The organism is Gammaproteobacteria bacterium (assembly GCA_037388465.1).
Classification (GTDB): domain Bacteria; phylum Pseudomonadota; class Gammaproteobacteria; order SpSt-1174; family SpSt-1174; genus JARRKE01.
In genome coordinates, this window is record JARRKE010000038.1 from 1 (window position 1) to 20,275 (window position 20,275).

A 20,275-nucleotide genomic window follows, 5' to 3' on the forward strand; every position below is an offset into this window, starting at 1 on the left:
CGGAGCCGGTGCGTGGGCTTGTGCCGTCACGGTGTGCCGCTTGGGCTTGGGTGCAGGCGGCGGGGGTTTGGCGGCCGCCGGTTGCGGTGCACTGCCGTGCGCATCGGCTTGCGTTCCGGGCTGGGCGCTCAAGGCCACCTGCAGGGTTTCGAGCGGCGTCACCGCACCCTGCTCGGCGTGACGCCCGTACAGCCAGCCACCGCCCAGCACACCGACATGCAGCAGGACGGAACCGATCAGGGCGAAACGAAAAACGCGGGACATCCGGGCATTTTACCGGCCAGAGCATGGCCGGCGCACATGCGGGAAACGTCAGCTCAACGAGAGGGCGATTCGGCGCGCAGCCACACCACGCGCCCGGCCGGCTTCGCATCGCCGACCCAGGTATACCATTCGGACTCGGGACCGGCCACGGCGCAGGTCGAACAGCCACCGCCGCATCCGCTGGCGCATGCGCTGCCGCCAGTCACCGGCAGGCGCCGGACGCGCCCCTTGCGCAGCCACACCTCGAGCATGCCCCGCATGGCCTCGGGCTCGGCATCGAAGCGCAGCGCCAGGTCATAGAGACTGACGGTCTGGCGTTGCTTCAGGTAGCGTTTGATCTCGGCCAGCATGGCATCGCCCTCAGGTCGCCACCGCGGGGATCCGGTCCAGCCGCGCGCCGTAACGGCGCAGGCCGAGGATCGCCAGACCGAGTACCGCCACAATTACGGTCACCCACACCAGGGACTGCAGCGGATGGCTGTTCAGGGTGGCGAGCTGGTAATAACCCACCGCCAGACCATAGCCCATGCCGATCCCCCACAGGGTGGCGAAGGTGGTCCAGGCGCGCGAGCCGGTCTCGCGGCGAATGGCGGCCATGGTGTTCACACAGGGAATATAGAGCAGCACGAAGATGAGGTAGGCCACGGCACCCGGCACGGTGAACAGGCGGCCCATCTCACGCAGCGTGTTGGTACTGGCACCGGTATGCTGGGCGGCCTCTTCCAGGTTGCTCTCCGCCCCCTTGATGTCGGAGAACCCGAGCGGGTCGAGGAAGCCGCCGAAAAAGGCCCTGGTATTTTCGGGAATGGTGCGCAGGGCGCCCTTGAGGTCGCGCCCGAAATCGTACGGCGGCGCGGCCGGCGCCTGTTCCGCGCCCAACTGGTCGTATACGCCGTTCAGGGTGCCGACCACGATCTCCTTCACCACCACGCCGGACAGCAGGCCCACCGTCGCCGGCCAGTTTTCCTTGCTGATCCCCATGGGCTCGAACACCGGCGTCACCACCCGTCCGATATCGGCCAATACGGAGTCGCCGATCGCGGCCGACTTCACGCCGTCCTTGCCAAGACCGATGCTGCCCAGCAGGTTGACCACCACGGCGGCCAGAATGATGACCTTGCCGACCCGCAGGATGAATACCGACAAGCGGTCCCAGGTGGTGCGCAGCACCCCGCGCAGGGTGGGGATGTGATAACGCGGCAGCTCCATCACGAAGGGAGTCGCTTCGCCCTTGAGGGCGGTGCGCTTGAGGATGAAGGCGGTGAAGATCGCCACCACGATGCCCAGCACGTACAGCCCGAACACGATCTGACCGCCGTACTCGCGGAAGAACACCGCGACGAAGGCCATGTATACCACCAGCCGCGCGGAGCAGGACATGAAGGGCTGCATCAACGCGGCGATCAAACGCTCGCGGCGGTCCTCCAGGGTGCGGGTCGCCATCACCGCCGGCACGTTGCAGCCGAAACCGACGATCATGGGCACGAAGGCCTTGCCCGGCAGACCGATCTTGCGCATGAAGCGGTCCATGACGAAGGCCGCGCGCGCCATGTAGCCCGAGTCCTCCAGAATGGACAGGAACAAAAAGGTCATGCCGATGGGAGCAATGAAGGTGGAGACGATCTCGATCGCCCCGCCCACGGAGGTAACCAGACTGGTCAGCCAGTCGGGGCTGCCCCAGGCCTGCAGATAATGGCCGGGGGTATCGACGAACAGCAGCTTGGCGGTCTGGTCGAAGAAATCCAGGAAGATGTTGCCGCCGTTGAAGCTGACCACGAACAGCAGATACATGACCAGCATAAACAGCGGAATGCCGAGAAAACGGTTCAGCACCACCCGGTCGATGCGGTCGGTCAGCGTGCGCCGCACCTCGCCCTGGCGCTTGACCGCTTCCTGCACCACCTCGTGAATGAAACCGTAGCGGGCGTCCGCGACCCAGACGTCAGCCTCCTCCTCGGTGCGTTCCTCGATCTGGGCCTGCCGGGCCTGCACGGCCTCTAGCACCTCCGCCTCGATCCACTCTTCAGCCTGGACGTCGTTCTCCAGCAGCTTGAGCGCCAGCCAGCGGGCCTCGACGCCGTGACTCGTCGCCACGCGTTCGACCAGCGGCGTCAGCTCGGTCAGGGCTTCCTCGATCAGCGGGGCATAGCCGATCTCGGTGGTATGTGTATGGCCGGACGTCACCGCCTCGAGAACTGCGTCCTTGAGTTCGGCGACGCCGCGCCCCTTGGCCGCGACCAGCGGCACCACCGGACAACCGATCGCCTCGGCGAGCTGCTCCGGATCCACCGTGATGCCGGCCTCGGCGGCCATGTCGAGCATGTTTAAGGCGAGCACGACCGGCACGCGCATCTCGATCAGCTGCACGGTGAGGTAGAGGTTGCGCTCCAGATTCGAGGCATCGACGATGTTGACGATCAGCGATGCCTCGCCGGACAGGGCGTAATCGCGGGCGATGGCCTCGTCCAGCGACGCCGACGACGCGGCATCCAGCGAGTAGGTCCCGGGCAGGTCGACCACCTCCACGGTATGACCGTCGTGTTCGAACTGCCCGACCTTGCGCTCGACGGTGACGCCCGGCCAGTTGCCCACCTTCTGGCGGGAACCGGTCAGGGCGTTGAACAGCGTGGTCTTGCCGCAGTTCGGATTGCCGATCAGACCTATGGTGAACCTGCTCATACGTGTACTGCCGATATGTCGCTTAAGCGGACATTCCTGTGGTCGGGCCTGCAGAACACAGCGCCCATCAGGTCATCGCCTCGATACGCAGGGAATTGGCCTCGTCCTTGCGCAGGGTCAACGCAAACCCGCGCACGCGGATCTCGACCGGATCGCCCAGGGGGGCGAGGCGGGTGACGGTGAACTCCGTGCCCGGGGTGAGCCCCATCGCCATCAGCTTCTTGCGATAGGTACTGGCACCCTTTTCGAAACCCAGCACGCGTCCACGGGCGCCTACGGTCAGGTCGGCAAGCGTCGGCATGGTTCAGACCCGCACCTCGAAACGGCTGCCGGGACGCAGCCCCATGGCGGCCAGACGCTTTTCCAACCCCGCTCCGCCGCGCAGGCCGACGATTTCGAGCTGCTCCCCCGCGGCTGCGAGGCCGAGAGGGAAGGCGGGGACCTGACCGGAAGAGGTGTTGGACATGGGATTCGGGACGGATAACGGGGCGTTCATAAAACCTCACGAATATACTGAAATACCACTACCCTGGGGAAGACCCGCCAGCATAGGCTTCGGTAATTAAAATGTAAACGATTCTCGTTTATGAATTCAAGAGAGATCCGCACAGAACCGGGACGGCATGCGGCCGGTCGTACATAATGCCGTTACCACCCGGCCGCCGGAACGCCATGCACGACCAAGTCACCCAGGGACAGCCGCTGCCGCTCGGCACCCGATTGGACGACAAAGGCTGCAACTTCGCCCTGTTCAGCCGCCATGCGACGGCCGTCACCCTGCTGCTGTTCGATCCGGTGGAGGCGCCGCTGGCCACGACCCGCATCGACCTCGACCCCAACCTGCACCGCACCGGCGATATCTGGCACGTCCACGTGGCCGGCGTGAGGCCGGGCACCGGTTACGCCTACCGCGTGGATGGCCCCTGTGCGCCGGCGGCCGGCATGCGCTTCGACCCGCGCCGCGTGCTGGTCGATCCCTGCGCCCAGAGCCTGAGCGGCGTGCCCGGCTGGGATTTCGCGGCCGCCCGCCCCGCCTGCGACGAGGCCGCGGCCCAGGAAGGAATGCCGGCGCCTGGCGCACGCGGGGTCGTGGTCGACACCGCCTTCGACTGGCATGACGACCGCCCGCCCCGCCACCCCTGGTCGCGGACCGTCATCTACGAAACCCACGTGCGCGGCCTGACCCGCCATGACTCGGCGCGGGCGGCGCATCCCGGCACCTACCGCGGGGTGATCGAAAAGATTCCCTATCTGCAGGCGCTGGGCATCACCGCCATCGAGCTCATGCCGGTGCAAAGCTTCAATCCGAACGAGCTGCTGCAACGCGATCCGCAAACGGGCGAGCGGCTGCGCAATTACTGGGGTTACAGCCCGGTCGGCTTCTTTGCACCGCATACCGGTTATGCCAGCGATCCGACGCCGGGCGCCGAACTGAACGAATTCAAGACCATGGTGCGTGCCCTGCATGCGGCCGGCATCGAGGTCATCCTGGACGTGGTGTTCAATCACAGCGCCGAAGGCGACGAGACCGGACCGACCCTCGGCCTGCGCGGGCTGGACAACGGCATCTACTACCTGCTCGATCCGGACGACCGCAGCCGTTACCTGAACTTCAGCGGCTGCGGCAACACCCTCAACTGCAATCATCCGGTGGTGCGCGAGTTCATTCTGGACTGTCTGCGCTACTGGGTCACCGAGATGCACGTGGACGGATTCCGCTTCGACCTGGCCTCCGTGCTCGGCCGCGACTCCGGCGGCAACATCCTGCCCAATCCGCCGCTGCTGGAGCACATCGCGCAGGACCCGATCCTGCGCGGCGTCAAGCTCATCGCCGAGGCCTGGGATGCCGGCGGGGCCTATCAGGTGGGAAGTTTTCCTGGACACCGTTGGTCGGAATGGAACGGCCGCTATCGCGACGAGGTGCGCCGCTTCTGGCGCGGCGATGCCGGGCTGCTCGGCGTATTCGCCTCACGCCTGGCCGGCAGCTCCGATATTTATCAGCAAAACGGCAAGACCACCATCAACAGCATCAACTTCGTCACCGCTCACGACGGGTTCACGCTGAACGATCTCGTCAGCTACGCCGAAAAGCACAACGAGGCAAACGGTGAAGCGGACACCGACGGCACGGCGCAGAACTACAGCGCCAACTGGGGCGTCGAGGGGCCGACGCAGGACCCCGCCGTCGAATCCCTGCGCGAGCGGCAGATACGCAACTTCATCGCCACCCTCATGCTGTCGCGCGGCGTGCCCATGCTGCTCGGCGGCGACGAGTTCCGCCGCAGCCAGCGCGGCAACAACAACGCCTACTGCCAGGACAACGACATCAGCTGGTACGACTGGTCGCTGACGGAACGCCACACCGAACTGGTGCGCTTCACGCGCCTGATGATCGCCCTGAGAAGCCGGCTGCCAACGCTCTCCGACGAAGATTTCTATAACCCTGAGGAACTCACCTGGCTTGCCCCGCAGGACGGCACGTTGAACTGGACCGAAGGCGCTTCCGCACTCGGCGCCCATATACACGTGCGAGATCACATCGAAATATGCGCGCTGTTCAATGCAACGGACGCCGAGGTCCTGTTCAGTCTGCCTTCGGACGTCACGCACTGGTACCGCTATGTCGACACTGCATCGATGTCACCTCACGACATCGAACTCGACCAGACCCGACCGCCATGCACCTCGGCCACAATCAACGTCACACCCGCGTCTTTGCAGATCTTCACCACTTCGCCCTCGCTGCCGATCCGTTGATCATGTGATCTGATGCAGAGATACTGACGACAGATCATCTGCAAAGGGAGAGGGGCCCGCATGCCTTCCGAGCAACACGAAGGCCCAAACCTGCCAAGTCGCCTGACGGCCTTCGATCTCTTCGCGGGTATGGCCAGCGCCGACCTGGAAAAAATCGCACCGCGACTGCATGTGCAGACCTGGCCGAGGCGGCAGGCTGTCATGCCGCCTGCAAGCACCGCAGAAAACTTCTACCTGATCCTGAAGGGCAGAGTAAAAATCGGCACCAATCACCCCGTTACCGGCCGTGAACTCACGTTCTGCATACTCGGGCCCGGCGCTGGACACGACATCATCACCCTGCTGGATGGCCATATCCATCGTGTTAACGCCACCAGCCTCGATGCACTGGAAACGGCCTGCGCACCCCTCAGCCAGTGGCATGCCTGGATGGAGCGCTACCCCTCCCTGCGCCACGCCCTGCTGCATTGTGCCGCACGCCGCCTGCGGGAACTCAGCGAGCTGGCCGAGGATCTTGCATTGCACGAAACGTCCGCACGACTGGCTCACTTACTGTTGCGGCATATTGACGAAGGATCCGATGACGAGCGCCATCTGCTCCATGGCCTGGCGCACGAGGAGCTCGCCCATCTCATCGGCAGCGTACGGGTCGTGGTCAACCGCCTGATCAATCGCTTCAAACAGGAAGGCATCATTCACACCGAGGCCGGCCAATTGCACGTCACCGACTTTGAACGCCTTATGGAAAAGGCCGAGCGCCGCGTGCAATCCCTGCTGAAACCCCGCTAGCAGAATCACCCTTGCTGCTGTAACCCAGGTTACTGCAACACATGCAGCCTCGCCGCATGCTTAGTCCGTATTCCGGATACCTGCACCACCCATAAGCATCACTAATACACCGGCCAGAGCGGCATCATTTTTATTGATCTCAGTCAGATGCGATGGAAATCGTCGAAACCACCGTCACCGGCCACGTTCTATATCAGTGCGGAAAGCGGCTGTGAAAACACCGTCACCGTCATGGATGTATACACACTGACATACAGGAGGATACTGAAATGAACCAAACAGACATGCATATGAAAGAGGACCTCATCGGCGGGTCGAGCATCGAGGCCATCAGCGGCATCGGCGCCGTGGTCCTTGCCATCATCGGCCTCGCACATCTCTTTCCCGGCGAGATGCTGGCCATCTCCGGTATCGCCGTAGGTGCCGGCCTGCTGTTCGAGGGCGGCTCCATCGCGGCGGAGCACAAGAAACTGCTCACCCGCATCGCACCGGACAAGCTGGAGCACATCAACGTCGACATGGGAATGAGTGTGGAACTGATCGGCGGGCTCACCGCCGTGGTGCTCGGAATACTCTCCGTGCTCGCACTCGACCCCATGGTGCTGATGCCTGCTGCCGCCATTGTGGTCGGCACCGCCCTGATCCTGAGCAGCGGCACCACGGTACGCATGAACACCCTGCGTATGGCGAGTCAGGACGTGGAAGGAACCGCACTGCACATCGCCCGTGAAGCGGTCAACACTTCTGCCATGACGCAGGTGTTCGTCGGCCTGGGCGTCGTAGTACTCGGCATCCTCGGCCTGATCGGCGTCGCGCCCATGGTGCTCACTCTGGTCGCCTTCCTGGCCATTGGTGCCTCGCTGGCACTGAGCGGCTCGGCCATCGGCAGCCGGCTGTTCGGCGCCTTCAAAGGCTGAGTGAGGATTTGATTCGGCGCATGCCGGGCGGCGATCCGCCCGACATGCGCGTCACAAGCACTGCGCGGCATCCGCCTGTTACGATTGATCTCCGTGGCCACACCGGGATGAGAAAAGGACGTCAACTTCACACCATGGACAACCTGCTCCATGGCCCGGACATCCGAGGTATTGCGGGCGAGACACTTTGCTGCCGCCAGGTAATGCTCCTGGCCCGCGCCTTCGGTGATCTCGCCTCCCCGGAAGGCGACGGACAGTACGCCGTCGGCTACGATGTGCGCACCAGTTCCCCTTCAATGGCCGAATCGGTCAGCCTTGGCCTGCGCTCCGGCGGCCATCACGTCACCCATCTCGGGGCCTGCACCACACCGCGTCTGGAGTGGTATACCGACCATAGCGGCTTGCATGGCGGGATCATGATCACAGGCGGCCGCGAGCCGCCGCACTGGAACGGGCTGCGATTCTACGGCCCGTACGCCCATCCCAAGCCGGCCGGCGATGTGATCCGGGCCGCGGCCACCCTGGATCTGGATTACATTTTTTCCGGCCCCTGCAATCCCATCGTCAGGCATGTCGACACCCTGGCCGACTACACTGCTAATTTGCGCCAGCGATTGCAGCCGGTATCCCATTTGAAGCTGGCCATCGATGCGGGCAACGGCCTTGCCGGACGCGAGGTGCGCAGCGTTCTTAGCCATTATCACGGCATACAGCATTGGCCCATAGGATTCGAACCCGATCCGCAGCTCCCCCTGCGAGGGGCGGATCCTTTTTCGGATCAAGCGCGAGAGCTGCTCGGTAAGCAAGTACGGCAATACGGCTGCCAGCTCGGGGCGGCGCTGAGCCCCGATGCGGCCATCATTGCCGTTGTGGACGAACGTGGTCAGCCGCTCTCCTCCGATGAACTAGGTGTGATCCTGGCACTTTGGTCTGCCCCAACGGCAGGCGGGCGTGTTCTTCATGACACGGCGGTTAATCCCCGATTCGACACCGTCCTGAAACACGCCGGCATCCATCCGCTGGTAATGAAAGAAAAACGCCGGATCGACAGTGGCATGTTGCTCGAGCAGGACGCCTTTCTGTATTTCGACACCAAGGGACGCTATGTCTTTCCCGATATACCCGGCACCTCGAATGCGTTATGCGCTCTTATCAAGATCATCAACTTAATCGGAGAAAAAAACGTTCCGCTTTCGGCACTGGCTGCCTCCCTGGATGAAAACGGCAAACCTGCAAAACCGGAATAATCCGCAACCTTACGCAGACTCAGCCGCCACGGGTTGCGAACATTCAGAACAAATACATCCCAGCGCCATCTAAATATGAAACCCTGAGCCAGAGCGCCCGGGTTTGTCACTACCCGGCGCATCACTGCCGCCCGAAGACGGCGGCGCTTAACATGTGAGCGGATGCAGCGATTTGAGCCAACCAATTCACGCATACTCATCTACACTCTTTTTTCGAATCAGCACATATTCAACCACTTAAATATGCCGCCAACGGACTTAACACTGTCCACCCGCCGGGTGCAGACCTTGCCTTACATGCCAGACAAGGTTTGATCTGCATCAATTAATTCAACGCCATATAAAACTTATGGCCATGATCGCCATCGAACATCACATTGCCATCCACCCGAAACGCCGGCCCGGTCAGAAGGAGCCGCATCCGTGACATCGACAAGCAAACACTCGCCCCCAAAGAAACTCGAATATCCGAAACCGCCCGACAAAAAAACCTACAAGCGTACTTTGCGCGCGTTGCAGATCGAGCTGGTCAAGCTGCAGCGCCATCTCATTGCGCACGGTGACCGCATCCTGGTGATCTTCGAGGGCCGGGACTCGGGCGGCAAGGATGGCACCATCAAGCGCATCACCCAGCACCTGTCACCGCGCGAGACCCGCGTGGTCGCGCTCGGCAAGCCCTCCGACCGGGAAAAGACCACCTGGTATTTCCAGCGCTACGTGCCGCACCTGCCGGCGGCCGAGGAACTCGTGCTGTTCAACCGCAGCTGGTACAACCGCGCGGGCGTAGAACGCGTCATGGGCTTTTGCACGGACGCGGAGTACCAGGAATTCATGGAAACGGTGCCCTATTTCGAGCAGATGCTGCAGCGTTCCGGCATTCGCCTGCTCAAGTACTATCTGGACATCAGCAAGGACGAGCAGAAAAAGCGGCTCAAGGATCGCCGCAAGGACCCGCTCAAGCAGTGGAAGATGAGCCCCATCGACGCGCAGGCCCAGAAGCACTGGGAGGATTACAGTCTGGCACGCAACGAAATGTTCGCCAGGACGCATAATCCGAACTCACCCTGGATCGTCGTACGCGCCAACGACAAGCACCTGGCCCGGCTCAACGTGATTCGTGACATGCTCTCCAGGCTGCCCTACGACGACAAGGACGAATCGCTCATCCTGCCGGACCCGAACCTGATCTTCCCCTATGAGGAAGCCTGCCTGCACAACGGAATGATCGCACCCTGAGGCCAGTTCACCATGATCGATGTTATTGACCCCAAAACCGTGGAACAGCAGGACGCGGATGCCCTGCTCGGCCAGCTCGAGACCACCCGCCAGGGACTCTCGCAGAACGAGGCGCAGGCACGGCTGCAGCAGTTCGGCCCCAATGCCCTGGAAGAAAAGAAGGTCAGCCCGCTGCGCAAGTTCTTCGGTTACTTCTGGGGTCCCATCCCGTGGATGATCGAGGTTGCCGCCATCCTCTCTGCGGTGGTCCGTCATTGGGATGACTTCGTCATCATCGCCGTGCTGCTGATCTTCAATGCGGGGGTCGGTTTCTGGCAGGAATTCAAGGCCGCAAACGCGCTCGAGGCCCTGAAGAAACAACTGGCGCTGAAGGCACGCGTCATCCGTGACGGGCAGTGGGCGGAAATCGACGCCAAGTCTCTGGTGCCGGGCGACGTGATCCGCCTGCGTCTCGGCGACATCATCCCCGCCGACGTGAAGCTGCTGGACGGGGATTACCTGAGCGTGGACCAGTCGGCGCTCACCGGCGAATCGCTGCCCGTGAACAAGAAGGCGGGCGAGATCGCCTACTCGGGTTCTGTGGCCAAGCAGGGTGAAATGGTCGCCCTGGTCACCGGCACCGGCAGCAACACCTTCTTCGGACGCACCGCAAAACTCGTCGAAAGCGCCGGCGCCAAATCCCATTTCCAGAAGGCCGTACTGACCATCGGCGATTACCTGATCTACATCAGCCTCGGCCTGGTCATCCTGCTGGTACTGGTACAGCTGTTCCGCGGTGCGCCCTTGCTCGAACTGGCGCAGTTCGCACTGATTCTCACCGTGGCTTCGATTCCGGTCGCCATGCCGGCCGTGCTCTCCGTCACCATGGCGGTCGGCGCGCTGGCGCTCTCGCGCATGAAGGCCATCGTTTCGCGCCTGGAATCGATCGAGGAAATGGCCGGCATCGACGTGCTCTGCTCGGACAAGACCGGCACCCTGACCCAGAACAAACTCACCCTCGGCGAACCGGCGGTGTTCGCGGCAGAATCGGAAGCCGCGCTGATCCTCACCGCCGCCCTCGCCTCCAAGGAGGAGGATGCCGACGCCATCGATCTCGCCATTCTGGGCGGTCTGCAGGACAAGTCGGCGCTCGGCGGTTACGACCAGACCCGCTTCGTGCCCTTCGATCCGGTCAGCAAACGCACCGAGGCGGAGGTCCGCGACCAGAACGGTGACAGCTTCAAGGTCACCAAGGGCGCACCGCAGGTCATCATGGAACTGGCCAAGGTGGCGGGCAGCGACGCCGAACGCGCCAACCAGGTGATCGACGACTTCGCCGCCAAGGGCTTTCGTACCCTTGGGGTGGCGCGTACCGGCGACGACGGGCAATGGCAGTTCCTCGGCATCCTGCCGCTGTTCGATCCGCCGCGCGAAGACTCGCGAGAGACGATCGACCATGCCAAGGATCACGGCATCGAGGTGAAGATGGTAACCGGCGACAACGTCGCCATCGGGCGGGAGATCGCCGGCCAGCTCGGTCTGGGCCGGGACATTCAACCCGCCACGGCACTGTTCCCCGAAGCCGGCGACGACCGCCTGAGCAGCAAGGCCGGCGAGCAGATCGAAAAGGCGGACGGGTTCGCCCAGGTATTTCCCGAACACAAGTACGGCATCGTCAAGGCGTTGCAGGAGCGCGGTCACCTGGTCGCCATGACCGGCGACGGCGTCAACGACGCCCCGGCGCTGAAACAGGCCGACGTGGGTATCGCTGTGTCGGGCGCCACCGACGCTGCGCGTGCCGCAGCCGATCTGGTGCTCACCGCACCGGGCCTGTCCACCATCGTCAACGCGGTGGAGGAGGCCCGGCGCATCTTCGAGCGCATGAACTCCTACGCCATTTACCGGGTGATCGAGACCATCCGTATCATGTTCTTCATGGTGCTGGCGATGCTGGTCTACAACTTCTATCCCATCACCGCGATCATGATCATCCTGCTGGCGCTGCTCAACGACATCCCGATCATGACCATCGCCAAGGACAACACCTGGCTGGACCCCAAACCCGTGCGCTGGCGAATGCACCGCGTGTTGACCATCTCCACGGTACTCGGGCTCATCGGGGTCGCCGAGACCTTCCTGCTGCTGGTGATCGTGCATTCCTGGCTGGGCATCGGCATGCAAGCGGTGCAGACCATCATCTTCCTCAAGCTGTCGATTGCAGGGCATCTCACCCTGTTCGTGGCACGCACCAAACGTCCGATGCTGACCCGCCCGTTCCCCGCACCCATCCTGCTCGGTGCGATCCTGGGCACCCAGGCCATCGCCGCATTGATCGCCGGCCTCGGCATTCTGGTGACCGCCATACCCTGGTACTACATCGGGCTGATCTGGGTGTATTGCCTGATCTGGGTACTCATCGAGGACGGCGCCAAGCTCATCCTGTATCGGCACATGTCCATGCAGACCCGCAGGCACCGGCGTTTCCTGGACTTCGTGGAAGGACATCTGAACACCCACGGATGACAACCGAAACCGCGCCGATGTACCGCACCAATCATCCAAGCAATCTGACGTCGCTGCACGTATCACCGTGAGCCGTTGACGCAACCGCCGATGTTCGGACACCTCCCCATTCCGCCACTGCTCGAGCAGTTCCTGCTCACGGTGGTATTCAGTTTCGTGATCGGCCTGGAGCTGCACAGCTATCGGCGCGCGAATCAGAACCAGGCCGGGCTCGGCTTTGGAACCACGCGCACCTTCACCCTGATAGGCATCCTCGGATTCGTGCTGTATGTGCTGGACGAACACGGCCTGCTGTATCTGGGCGGGCTGCTGGTGCTGGCTGCGTTCCTGGCCCTGTACTACCGCCAGCGGGTCAGCCTCAAGCACACCTCCCTGCTCAGCCTGCTGCTCGCGCTGATGACCTATCTCATCGGGCCGATCGCCATCCGTCTGCCGGCTTGGTTCCTGGTGCTGTTCGTGGTCACCGCTCTGCTGATGCTGGGCGAGAAACCCGGCATCCGGCGCTTTTCCGATGCGTTTCGCAGCAGCGAGATCATCACCCTGGCCAAGTTCCTGATCATGGCCGGCGTGGTCCTGCCGCTGCTGCCCGACAAGCAGATCGCCCCATTCGTCAGCGTCACCTACTACCAGGTGTGGCTGGCCGTGATCGTGGTGTCCGGACTGTCCTATGCCAGTTATCTGGCCCAGACCTACTTCTTTCCGGCGCGCGGCATTCTGCTCACCGGTCTGCTCGGCGGGCTGTACTCCAGCACCGCCGCCACCGTGGTGCTCGGGCGCCGGGCGCGGGAACTGCCCACCTCCCGTCTCATCTCGCCCGCCCTGATCCTGGCCACCACCATGATGTACCTGCGCCTGCTGGTGCTGGTCTACGTGCTCGGCCATCATCAGGAGGCACTGCGCCTGCTGCTGCCGTTCGTGATCCTGATGATCGCCTCGATCATCGCCGCGTTCCTGCTTTACCGAAGCGCCACGCACGAAGACGCCGGCAGCCAAACGCCACCGCCGGCCAAGCATCCGCTGGAGATCAGCGCGGCCTTCGTCTTCGCGCTGTTGTTCGTGATCTTCGCCGGACTCACCCAGGTCATCGTCGGACGCTTCGGTACCGCCGGCTTGCACGTGCTGTCGTTCGCGGTGGGCTTCACGGACATCGATCCGTTCGTGCTCTCGCTGCTGGCGGGACATTTCCACGTAAGCGCAGGAGAACTCACCGCCGCGATCCTGCTCGCCTCCGGCAGCAACAATCTGCTCAAGGCCGGTTACGCGGCGGGACTGGGGCGCAACCGCAACGTCCTGCCGGCCACCGTCTGGCTGGTGTTGCTGTTCGTCGCCTCGGTGATCTACGTCTACGGGGTGTTGTGAAGTGGCCGTCGGAGCCACACGTCACGTTCTGTGTCTGAACAGCGGTTCTTCGTCGCTGCGCCTCGCCCTGTTCCGCGACGAATCGCTGCTGCTGGAAGCCTATGCCGAAGGCATCGCGCAGGGCAGCGGCGAACTGGTGCTGCGCCACGGCCGGCGCGGCGAAGAGACCCGCCCTGCCCACTTCGCGCATCACGCCGAGGCGCTCGAACAGGTCCTGGATGCCTTCGATGAACGCGCCCTGCCGCACCCCGATGCGATCGGCCACCGTATCGTGCACGGCGGGCCGGCGCACGCAGCGCCCGAGCAGGTCACCCCGCAATTGATCGCGGCACTGGAATCCCTGATTCCGCTCGCCCCGCTGCACCTGCCGCCGGCGCTATCCGCCATCGAGGCGGTGCAGGCGCGGCTGCCCGGCATCCCACAGGTCGCCTGCTTCGACACCGCCTTTCACCGCCGCATGCCGGAACTCGCGCAGCGCTTTCCCCTGCCCGAACGTTACTGGGCGCAGGGCATTCGCCGTTACGGCTTTCACGGCCTGTCCTACGAATACATCCTCGCCGAACTGGGCGGCGCGCCGCACGGCCGCACCGTGATCGCCCATCTCGGCAACGGCGCCAGCCTGGCGGCGGTGGCCGACGGCGAACCCCGCGACACCACCATGGGGCTCACCCCCGACGGCGGCATCATGATGGGCACCCGCAGCGGCGACCTGGACCCGGGCGTGTTGTTGTATCTGCTGCGCGGGGACGGCATGGATACGGAGGAGCTGGAACGGCTGGTCGAACATGAATCCGGGCTGCTGGGCGTGTCGGGCTCGACCGCCGACATGGAACGGCTGCTAAGCCAGCGCGCCGCGGACCCTGCTGCGGCCCGGGCGGTGGAGCTGTTCGCCTATCAGGTACGCAAGTCCATCGGCAGCCTGGCGGCCGTACTCGGCGGGCTGGACCGGCTGGTGTTCACCGGCGGCATCGGCGAACACGCCGCGCCGGTGCGCACCCTGATCTGCCGCGATCTGGGGTACCTGGGCATCAAACTCGCCCCGGCACGCAATGCTACACATGCGCGTCGCATCTCGAACGACGATGCGGCCTGCGAGGTGCTGGTCATCCCCACCGACGAGGCGCGCATGATCGCCCGCCATGCCCGGCGCCTGCTGGACACCGCAGAAACCGCGTCATGAGCACCGACGTTCAACTCTGGCCGGTATACCGCGGCTCGACCCCCGCATCCCGAACGCCGGCTGCACCGCAAGACACCTGGCTCATGCTGATAGCGGCGAGCCTGCTCGACAAACTGCTACGGAGATAAATCATGAGTGACTACAAATACATTCGTTTCTTCGACGAACTCGGCATTGAGGACGTCCCCTTGGTGGGCGGCAAGAACGCCTCGCTCGGCGAGATGTACCGCAAGCTGACCAAGGAGGGCGTGCGCATCCCCAACGGTTTCGCCGTCACCGCCGAGGCCTACACCTACATGCTCGACCAGGCCAATGCCTGGGACGCACTGCACCAGGCCCTTGACGACCTCGACCCCGACGATGTGGCCGATCTCGCCCGGCGCGGCAAACAGGCACGTGAGATCGTCTACGGCGCCGGCCTGCCAGACGACCTCGCCGCCGAAATCATCTCCGCCTACCGCCAGCTGCAAAAGGAATACGGCGAGGACTTAAGCCTCGCGGTGCGCAGCTCGGCCACCGCCGAGGATCTGCCCACTGCCAGCTTCGCGGGCCAGCAGGACACCTACCTCAACATCCAGGGCGATGAAAGCCTGCTTGACGCCTGCCGCCGCGATTTCGCCAGCCTGTTCACCGACCGCGCCATCCACTACCGCCTCGACCAGGGCTTCGACCACTTCAAGGTGGCGCTGTCTATTGGCGTGATGAAGATGGTGCGCTCGGATCTCGCCGCCTCCGGTGTGATGTTCTCGCTGGATACCGAATCGGGCTTTCGCGACGCGGTGTTCATCACCGGCTCCTACGGACTGGGGGAAAACGTGGTGCAGGGCGCCGTGGACCCGGATGAGTTCTATGTGCACAAACCGACCTTTACAGCAGGTCACCGGACCGTGCTGCGCCGCAACCTGGGCGACAAAGCGATAAAGATGGTCTACGTCAAGGGCGAAACCCGCCATACCACGCGCAACATCCCCACGCCCAACACCGACCGCGAGCACTACTGCATCGCTGATGCAGACGTGCTCGAACTGGCCGACTACGCGCTCAAGATCGAGCAGCACTACGGCCATCCGATGGACATGGAATGGGCCAAGGACGGTCTCGACCACAAGCTCTACATCGTCCAGGCGCGCCCCGAAACGGTCGCCTCGCAGCGCCGCGCGACCGAGTTGGAAACCCACGTGCTCGACGGTAAGGGCGAGGTGCTGATCACCGGCCGCTCGGTGGGCGAGAAGATCGCCGCCGGCCGCGCGCACGTCATTCCCGACGTCGCCCACCTGCCCGACTTCAAGCCCGGGGAGGTGCTGATCGCCGACACCACCACGCCCGACTGGGAGCCGGTGATGAAGACCGCCGCGGCCATCGTCACCAACCGCGGCGGGCGTACCTGCCACGCCGCCATCATCGCCCGCGAACTGGGCATCCCCGCCGTGGTCGGTGCCGGCGAGGCCACCACCGCCGTGCCCAACGGCGAAACGGTCACCGTCTCCTGCGCCGAAGGTGACACCGGACGCATCTACCGGGACGAAGTGCCGTTCCACGTCGAGCGCACCGAGGTCGGCGACATCCCGCGCCCGGCCACCGAGGTCATGATCAACCTCGGCAATCCGGAGCTCGCCTTCAAGACCTCCTTCCTGCCCAACGACGGCGTCGGCCTGGCACGCATGGAATTCATCATCAACGAATACATCAAGGCCCACCCGCTGGCCCTGCTGCATCCCGACAAGGTCAGCGACCCGGATGCGCGCAAGGCCGTCGAACACCTCACCCGCGGCTATCCCGATGGCGAAACCTTCTTCATCCAACGCCTGTCCGAGGGCATCGGCACCATCGCCGCCGCCTTCTGGCCCAAGCCGGTGGTGGTGCGCATGTCCGACTTCAAGTCCAACGAGTACGCCAGCCTGGTCGGCGGTACCGACTTCGAGCCGGACGAGGCCAATCCGATGATCGGTTTCCGTGGCGCCTCGCGCTACGCGCACCCGGCCTACGCCGAGGGCTTCCGCCTGGAGTGCCTGGCGATGAAACGGGTGCGCGAGGACATGGGCCTGACCAATGTTGTCCTCATGCTGCCATTCGTGCGCCGGATCAAGGAAGCCGACGAGGTGCTTGCGAAGATGACCGAGTTCGGCCTCAAGCGCGGCGACAACGGCCTTAAGGTCTACGCCATGTGCGAGATTCCCAACAACGTCATTCTCATCGACCAGTTCGCCCAGCGCTTCGACGGCTTCTCCATCGGCTCCAACGACCTCACCCAGCTCACTCTGGGTGTGGACCGCGACAGCGAGATCGTCGCCTTCGACTACGACGAGCGCGACGAGGGGGTGAAGGAGATGATCCGACTGGCGGTGGAGGGCTGCCGGCGCAACGGCATCCATTCCGGTCTGTGCGGCCAGGCCCCTTCGGACTATCCCGAGATGGCCGAATACCTGGTCGAACTCGGCATCGACTCCATGAGTCTCAACCCCGACACGGTGATCACCACCACGCGACACGTGCTCGAACTGGAATCACGCCTGCAGCGCGCAGCGCGCGCTGCAGGCGCATGAGCCGCTGCCTCGCCGCGGGAAGGACGAGTTTGCGCCCGAGGACTGAGCACGACGCATGCTCTGCGTGGCGCTGGGAACTGCGGTTGTGAGGCACACCGACCAGGACACCATGATCGCCTGCCACGTCCACGCGCTGCTGGAGACCTTTCATGCCGGATAAGATCAATCACCTGGACGATCTCGTCACCGAAGCCAAGGCGCTTCCACCGGCCGCCACTGCGGTAGTGGACGCCGGCGAGCGCCATGTGCTGGAGGCCGCGCACCAGGCCGCCGAGGCGGGACTCATCGAGCCGCTGCTTATCGGCCGGCGCGATGTCATCGCGCCCTTGAACGCGGAACTGGGCTGCGACTATCCCATCATCGACGCCGCCACACCGGAAGACGCCGCAGCGGCGGGGGTACAAGCGGTCAAGGACGGACGCGTCAAACTGCTGATGAAAGGCTATCTGCATACCGCCGAGTTTCTGCACCCCATTCTCAAGGAACTGCGCCATGCACCGCGTGTTTCGCATGTGTTCGCAGCCGAACTCGACAGTTATCCCCGGCTGCTGTTCATCACCGACGCGGCAGTCAACATCACTCCCGACCTGGAAACCAAGGTGCTGATCCTGCAAAACGCCATCGATCTGGCGCGACTGCTGGGCATCGAACGGCCCAAAGCGGCGGCATTGTCGGCCATCGAGGTGGTCAACCCGGCCGTTGCATCGACCGTAGACGCCGCCTGCCTGGCCAAGATGGCCGAACGCGGCCAGATCAAGCACGCCCTGGTCGACGGCCCACTGGCTTTCGACAACGCCATCTCCGCCGAATCGGCGCGCATCAAGGGCATCGACAGCCCGGTGGCCGGTGAGGTGGATATCCTGCTGGTGCCGGATCTGGTCTCCGGCAACATCCTGTACAAGGACCTCGAATACCTTGCCGGTGCACGCTTCGCCGGTGTTGTGATCGGGACCAGCGTGCCGGTGGTGCTGACCTCGCGCGCCGATCCCGATACCGTGCGGCTGGCCTCGCTGGCATTGGCGCGGGTGGCGCACCATCGGGAGGATCAGCGCAATGGTTGATCACGAGCTACCGCCCGCCGTCACCCTGACGCTTAACCCGGCGGACATCACCCACGCGTTCGGAAGCCTCGTACCCGACCAGAAGGCGCACGCGCTGAGCAATCACTACGATCCGGGCGACAACGGCGCACATGCCATGCATGTGCGTTACATCCCGGCCGACGACGCGGCCTGCGAAGTGCCGATCATTCCCACCGACGAGACGCGCATGATCGCCCGCCATACCCGGCGCCTGCCGGACACCGCAGAAACAACGTCATGAGTACCGACGTTCAACTCTGGCTGGTACGTCACGGTGAGACCGAGTGGTCGCGCGACGGCCGCCATACCGGGCGCAGCGATCTGCCGCTCACGTCACGTGGGCGCGACCAGGCCAAACGGCTGTCCACGCCGTTGGCACGTGCCGACTTCCAGCAGGTCTGGTCCAGCCCGCTGACGCGTGCCGAGCAGACCGCCATCCTGGCCGGGTTCGGCAACCGGCTGCACCTGGACGACGACCTGTGCGAGTGGGATTACGGCGAATACGAAGGCCGTACCACCAAGTCCATCCGCCGCGACGAACCGGCGTTCGACATCTGGACGGTCGCCATCGCACGCGGGGAATCCCTGCAGCAGGTGGCCGCCCGGGCCGAGCGCGTCATCCAGCGCGCCCTGACGGCAGGCGGGTGCAGCCTGTTGTTTGCGCACGGTCACCTGCTGCGCATTCTCGCCGCCCGCTGGCTGGGCTTGGCGCCCGACGGCGGCCGCCTGCTCAGCCTGGATGCGGCGCGCATTTCGATTCTCGGCCATGAACATCACACCCGGGTGATCCAGGTCTGGAACCAGGCCGCCACGCCCGACGATCTGCTGTCGTGAGACGCCGGCATACGTATTGAGTCTTTTCCGCCACCCCGGCGTCGTTGAACCGGCGGACCACATGCCATGGAGGTATCGCTATGACGACACACAACGCCGCACCGCTTTCCGAGGCGCGTCTCGACCGCATCGACCGCTACTGGCGCGCGAGCAACTACCTGGCGGTGGGGCAGATTTATCTATGCGACAACCCGCTGCTGCAGGAGCCCCTACGCCCTGAACACATCAAGCCGCGCCTGCTCGGCCACTGGGGCACCTCGCCCGGGCTGAACCTGATCTACGTACACCTCAACCGCCTGATCCAGGACACCGGCGCCGAGCTGATCTTCATCACCGGCCCAGGCCATGGCGCACCCGCCATCCTCGCCCAGACCTATCTGGAGGGTACTTACTCCGAGGTCTACCCGGAGGTCAGCCGGGACCTGAACGGTCTGCACCGGTTGTTCCGCCAGTTCTCCACCCCCGGCGGCGTACCCAGTCACGTCAGCGCCCATACGCCGGGCTCCATTCACGAAGGGGGCGAGCTCGGCTACTCGCTGGCGCACGCCTTCGGGGCCGCCTTCGACAATCCCGATCTTATCGTGGCCTGCGTGATCGGCGATGGTGAAGCCGAAACCGGCCCGCTGGCCGGCGCCTGGAAGGGCAACCGCTTCCTGAACCCGAAACGAGACGGCGCGGTGCTGCCCATCCTGCATCTGAACGGCTACAAGATCTCCGGGCCGACGGTACTCGGGCGCACCGACGACGCCATGCTGACCCGCCTGTTCGAAGGCGCGGGATACCACCCCTATTTCGTGGAAGGCGACGATCCCGCGGCCGTGCATCAGGACCTGGCCGCGACCCTGGACCGCTGCCACGCGGAAATCCGCGACATCCAGCAGCGTGC

At 64.0% G+C, this 20,275-nt stretch carries 18 protein-coding genes; 13 read left to right on the plus strand and 5 right to left on the minus strand.

Annotated features, from left to right (window positions below; translation table 11 throughout):
* From P8Y64_08835 to P8Y64_08855, 5 genes are all read right to left on the minus strand, one after another.
* Positions 1 to 264, minus strand: a 264-nt coding sequence (locus tag P8Y64_08835; protein MEJ2060574.1) for a hypothetical protein, incomplete at its 3' end; no start/stop codon positions are given.
* 53 nt (positions 265 to 317) lie between these two features.
* Positions 318 to 614 carry a FeoC-like transcriptional regulator gene (locus P8Y64_08840; GenBank protein ID MEJ2060575.1) on the minus strand — a complete coding sequence of 99 codons (297 nt, stop codon included), beginning with the start codon at positions 612 to 614 and terminating at the stop codon, positions 318 to 320.
* Positions 615 to 624: 10 nt separating this feature from the next.
* Positions 625 to 2,943, minus strand: a complete 2,319-nt coding sequence (gene feoB / locus P8Y64_08845) for a Fe(2+) transporter permease subunit FeoB (protein MEJ2060576.1) — start codon at positions 2,941 to 2,943, stop codon at positions 625 to 627.
* Between the two features lie 67 nt (positions 2,944 to 3,010).
* A complete protein-coding gene (locus P8Y64_08850; GenBank protein MEJ2060577.1) occupies positions 3,011 to 3,244 on the minus strand; it encodes a FeoA family protein in 234 nt (77 codons plus the stop codon).
* 3 nt (positions 3,245 to 3,247) lie between these two features.
* Positions 3,248 to 3,439 carry a FeoA family protein gene (locus P8Y64_08855; GenBank protein ID MEJ2060578.1) on the minus strand — a complete coding sequence of 64 codons (192 nt, stop codon included), beginning with the start codon at positions 3,437 to 3,439 and terminating at the stop codon, positions 3,248 to 3,250.
* Between the two features lie 176 nt (positions 3,440 to 3,615).
* Between P8Y64_08855 and glgX the strand changes: the two genes are divergently transcribed.
* The 13 genes from glgX to P8Y64_08920 all read left to right on the plus strand — a co-directional run.
* Positions 3,616 to 5,700, plus strand: a complete 2,085-nt coding sequence (gene glgX, locus P8Y64_08860; GenBank protein MEJ2060579.1) for a glycogen debranching protein GlgX — start codon at positions 3,616 to 3,618, stop codon at positions 5,698 to 5,700.
* Positions 5,701 to 5,760: 60 nt separating this feature from the next.
* Positions 5,761 to 6,489: a Crp/Fnr family transcriptional regulator gene (locus tag P8Y64_08865; protein ID MEJ2060580.1), complete on the plus strand. Its 729-nt coding sequence runs from the start codon at positions 5,761 to 5,763 to the stop codon at positions 6,487 to 6,489.
* A gap of 269 nt (positions 6,490 to 6,758) precedes the next feature.
* On the plus strand, positions 6,759 to 7,406 hold the full coding sequence (locus P8Y64_08870; protein MEJ2060581.1) for a hypothetical protein: 648 nt from the start codon (positions 6,759 to 6,761) through the stop codon (positions 7,404 to 7,406).
* A gap of 134 nt (positions 7,407 to 7,540) precedes the next feature.
* Positions 7,541 to 8,653, plus strand: a complete 1,113-nt coding sequence (locus P8Y64_08875; GenBank protein ID MEJ2060582.1) for a hypothetical protein — start codon at positions 7,541 to 7,543, stop codon at positions 8,651 to 8,653.
* Positions 8,654 to 9,076: 423 nt separating this feature from the next.
* Positions 9,077 to 9,889, plus strand: coding sequence for a polyphosphate kinase 2 (gene ppk2, locus P8Y64_08880; GenBank protein ID MEJ2060583.1), 813 nt, complete (start codon positions 9,077 to 9,079; stop codon positions 9,887 to 9,889).
* A gap of 12 nt (positions 9,890 to 9,901) precedes the next feature.
* Positions 9,902 to 12,391 carry a plasma-membrane proton-efflux P-type ATPase gene (locus tag P8Y64_08885; protein ID MEJ2060584.1) on the plus strand — a complete coding sequence of 830 codons (2,490 nt, stop codon included), beginning with the start codon at positions 9,902 to 9,904 and terminating at the stop codon, positions 12,389 to 12,391.
* Positions 12,392 to 12,481: 90 nt separating this feature from the next.
* Complete coding sequence (locus tag P8Y64_08890) at positions 12,482 to 13,750, plus strand: DUF4010 domain-containing protein (GenBank protein MEJ2060585.1); 1,269 nt, start codon at positions 12,482 to 12,484, stop codon at positions 13,748 to 13,750.
* Between the two features lies 1 nt (position 13,751).
* On the plus strand, positions 13,752 to 14,930 hold the full coding sequence (locus P8Y64_08895; GenBank protein MEJ2060586.1) for an acetate/propionate family kinase: 1,179 nt from the start codon (positions 13,752 to 13,754) through the stop codon (positions 14,928 to 14,930).
* 131 nt (positions 14,931 to 15,061) lie between these two features.
* Positions 15,062 to 17,473, plus strand: a complete 2,412-nt coding sequence (ppsA, locus tag P8Y64_08900) for a phosphoenolpyruvate synthase (protein ID MEJ2060587.1) — start codon at positions 15,062 to 15,064, stop codon at positions 17,471 to 17,473.
* 149 nt (positions 17,474 to 17,622) lie between these two features.
* Entirely contained in the window at positions 17,623 to 18,534 is a 912-nt protein-coding gene (locus P8Y64_08905; protein MEJ2060588.1) for a bifunctional enoyl-CoA hydratase/phosphate acetyltransferase, read from the plus strand.
* Positions 18,527 to 18,796 carry a hypothetical protein gene (locus tag P8Y64_08910; protein MEJ2060589.1) on the plus strand — a complete coding sequence of 90 codons (270 nt, stop codon included), beginning with the start codon at positions 18,527 to 18,529 and terminating at the stop codon, positions 18,794 to 18,796. The genes P8Y64_08905 and P8Y64_08910 overlap by 8 nt, the downstream gene beginning before the upstream one ends.
* Positions 18,793 to 19,389 (plus strand): histidine phosphatase family protein, encoded by a 597-nt coding sequence (locus P8Y64_08915; protein ID MEJ2060590.1) that lies wholly within the window; start codon positions 18,793 to 18,795, stop codon positions 19,387 to 19,389. Before P8Y64_08910 ends, P8Y64_08915 begins: the two co-directional genes overlap by 4 nt.
* An 80-nt stretch (positions 19,390 to 19,469) precedes the next feature.
* A partial coding sequence (locus P8Y64_08920; protein ID MEJ2060591.1) for a phosphoketolase occupies positions 19,470 to 20,275 on the plus strand: 806 nt, incomplete at its 3' end.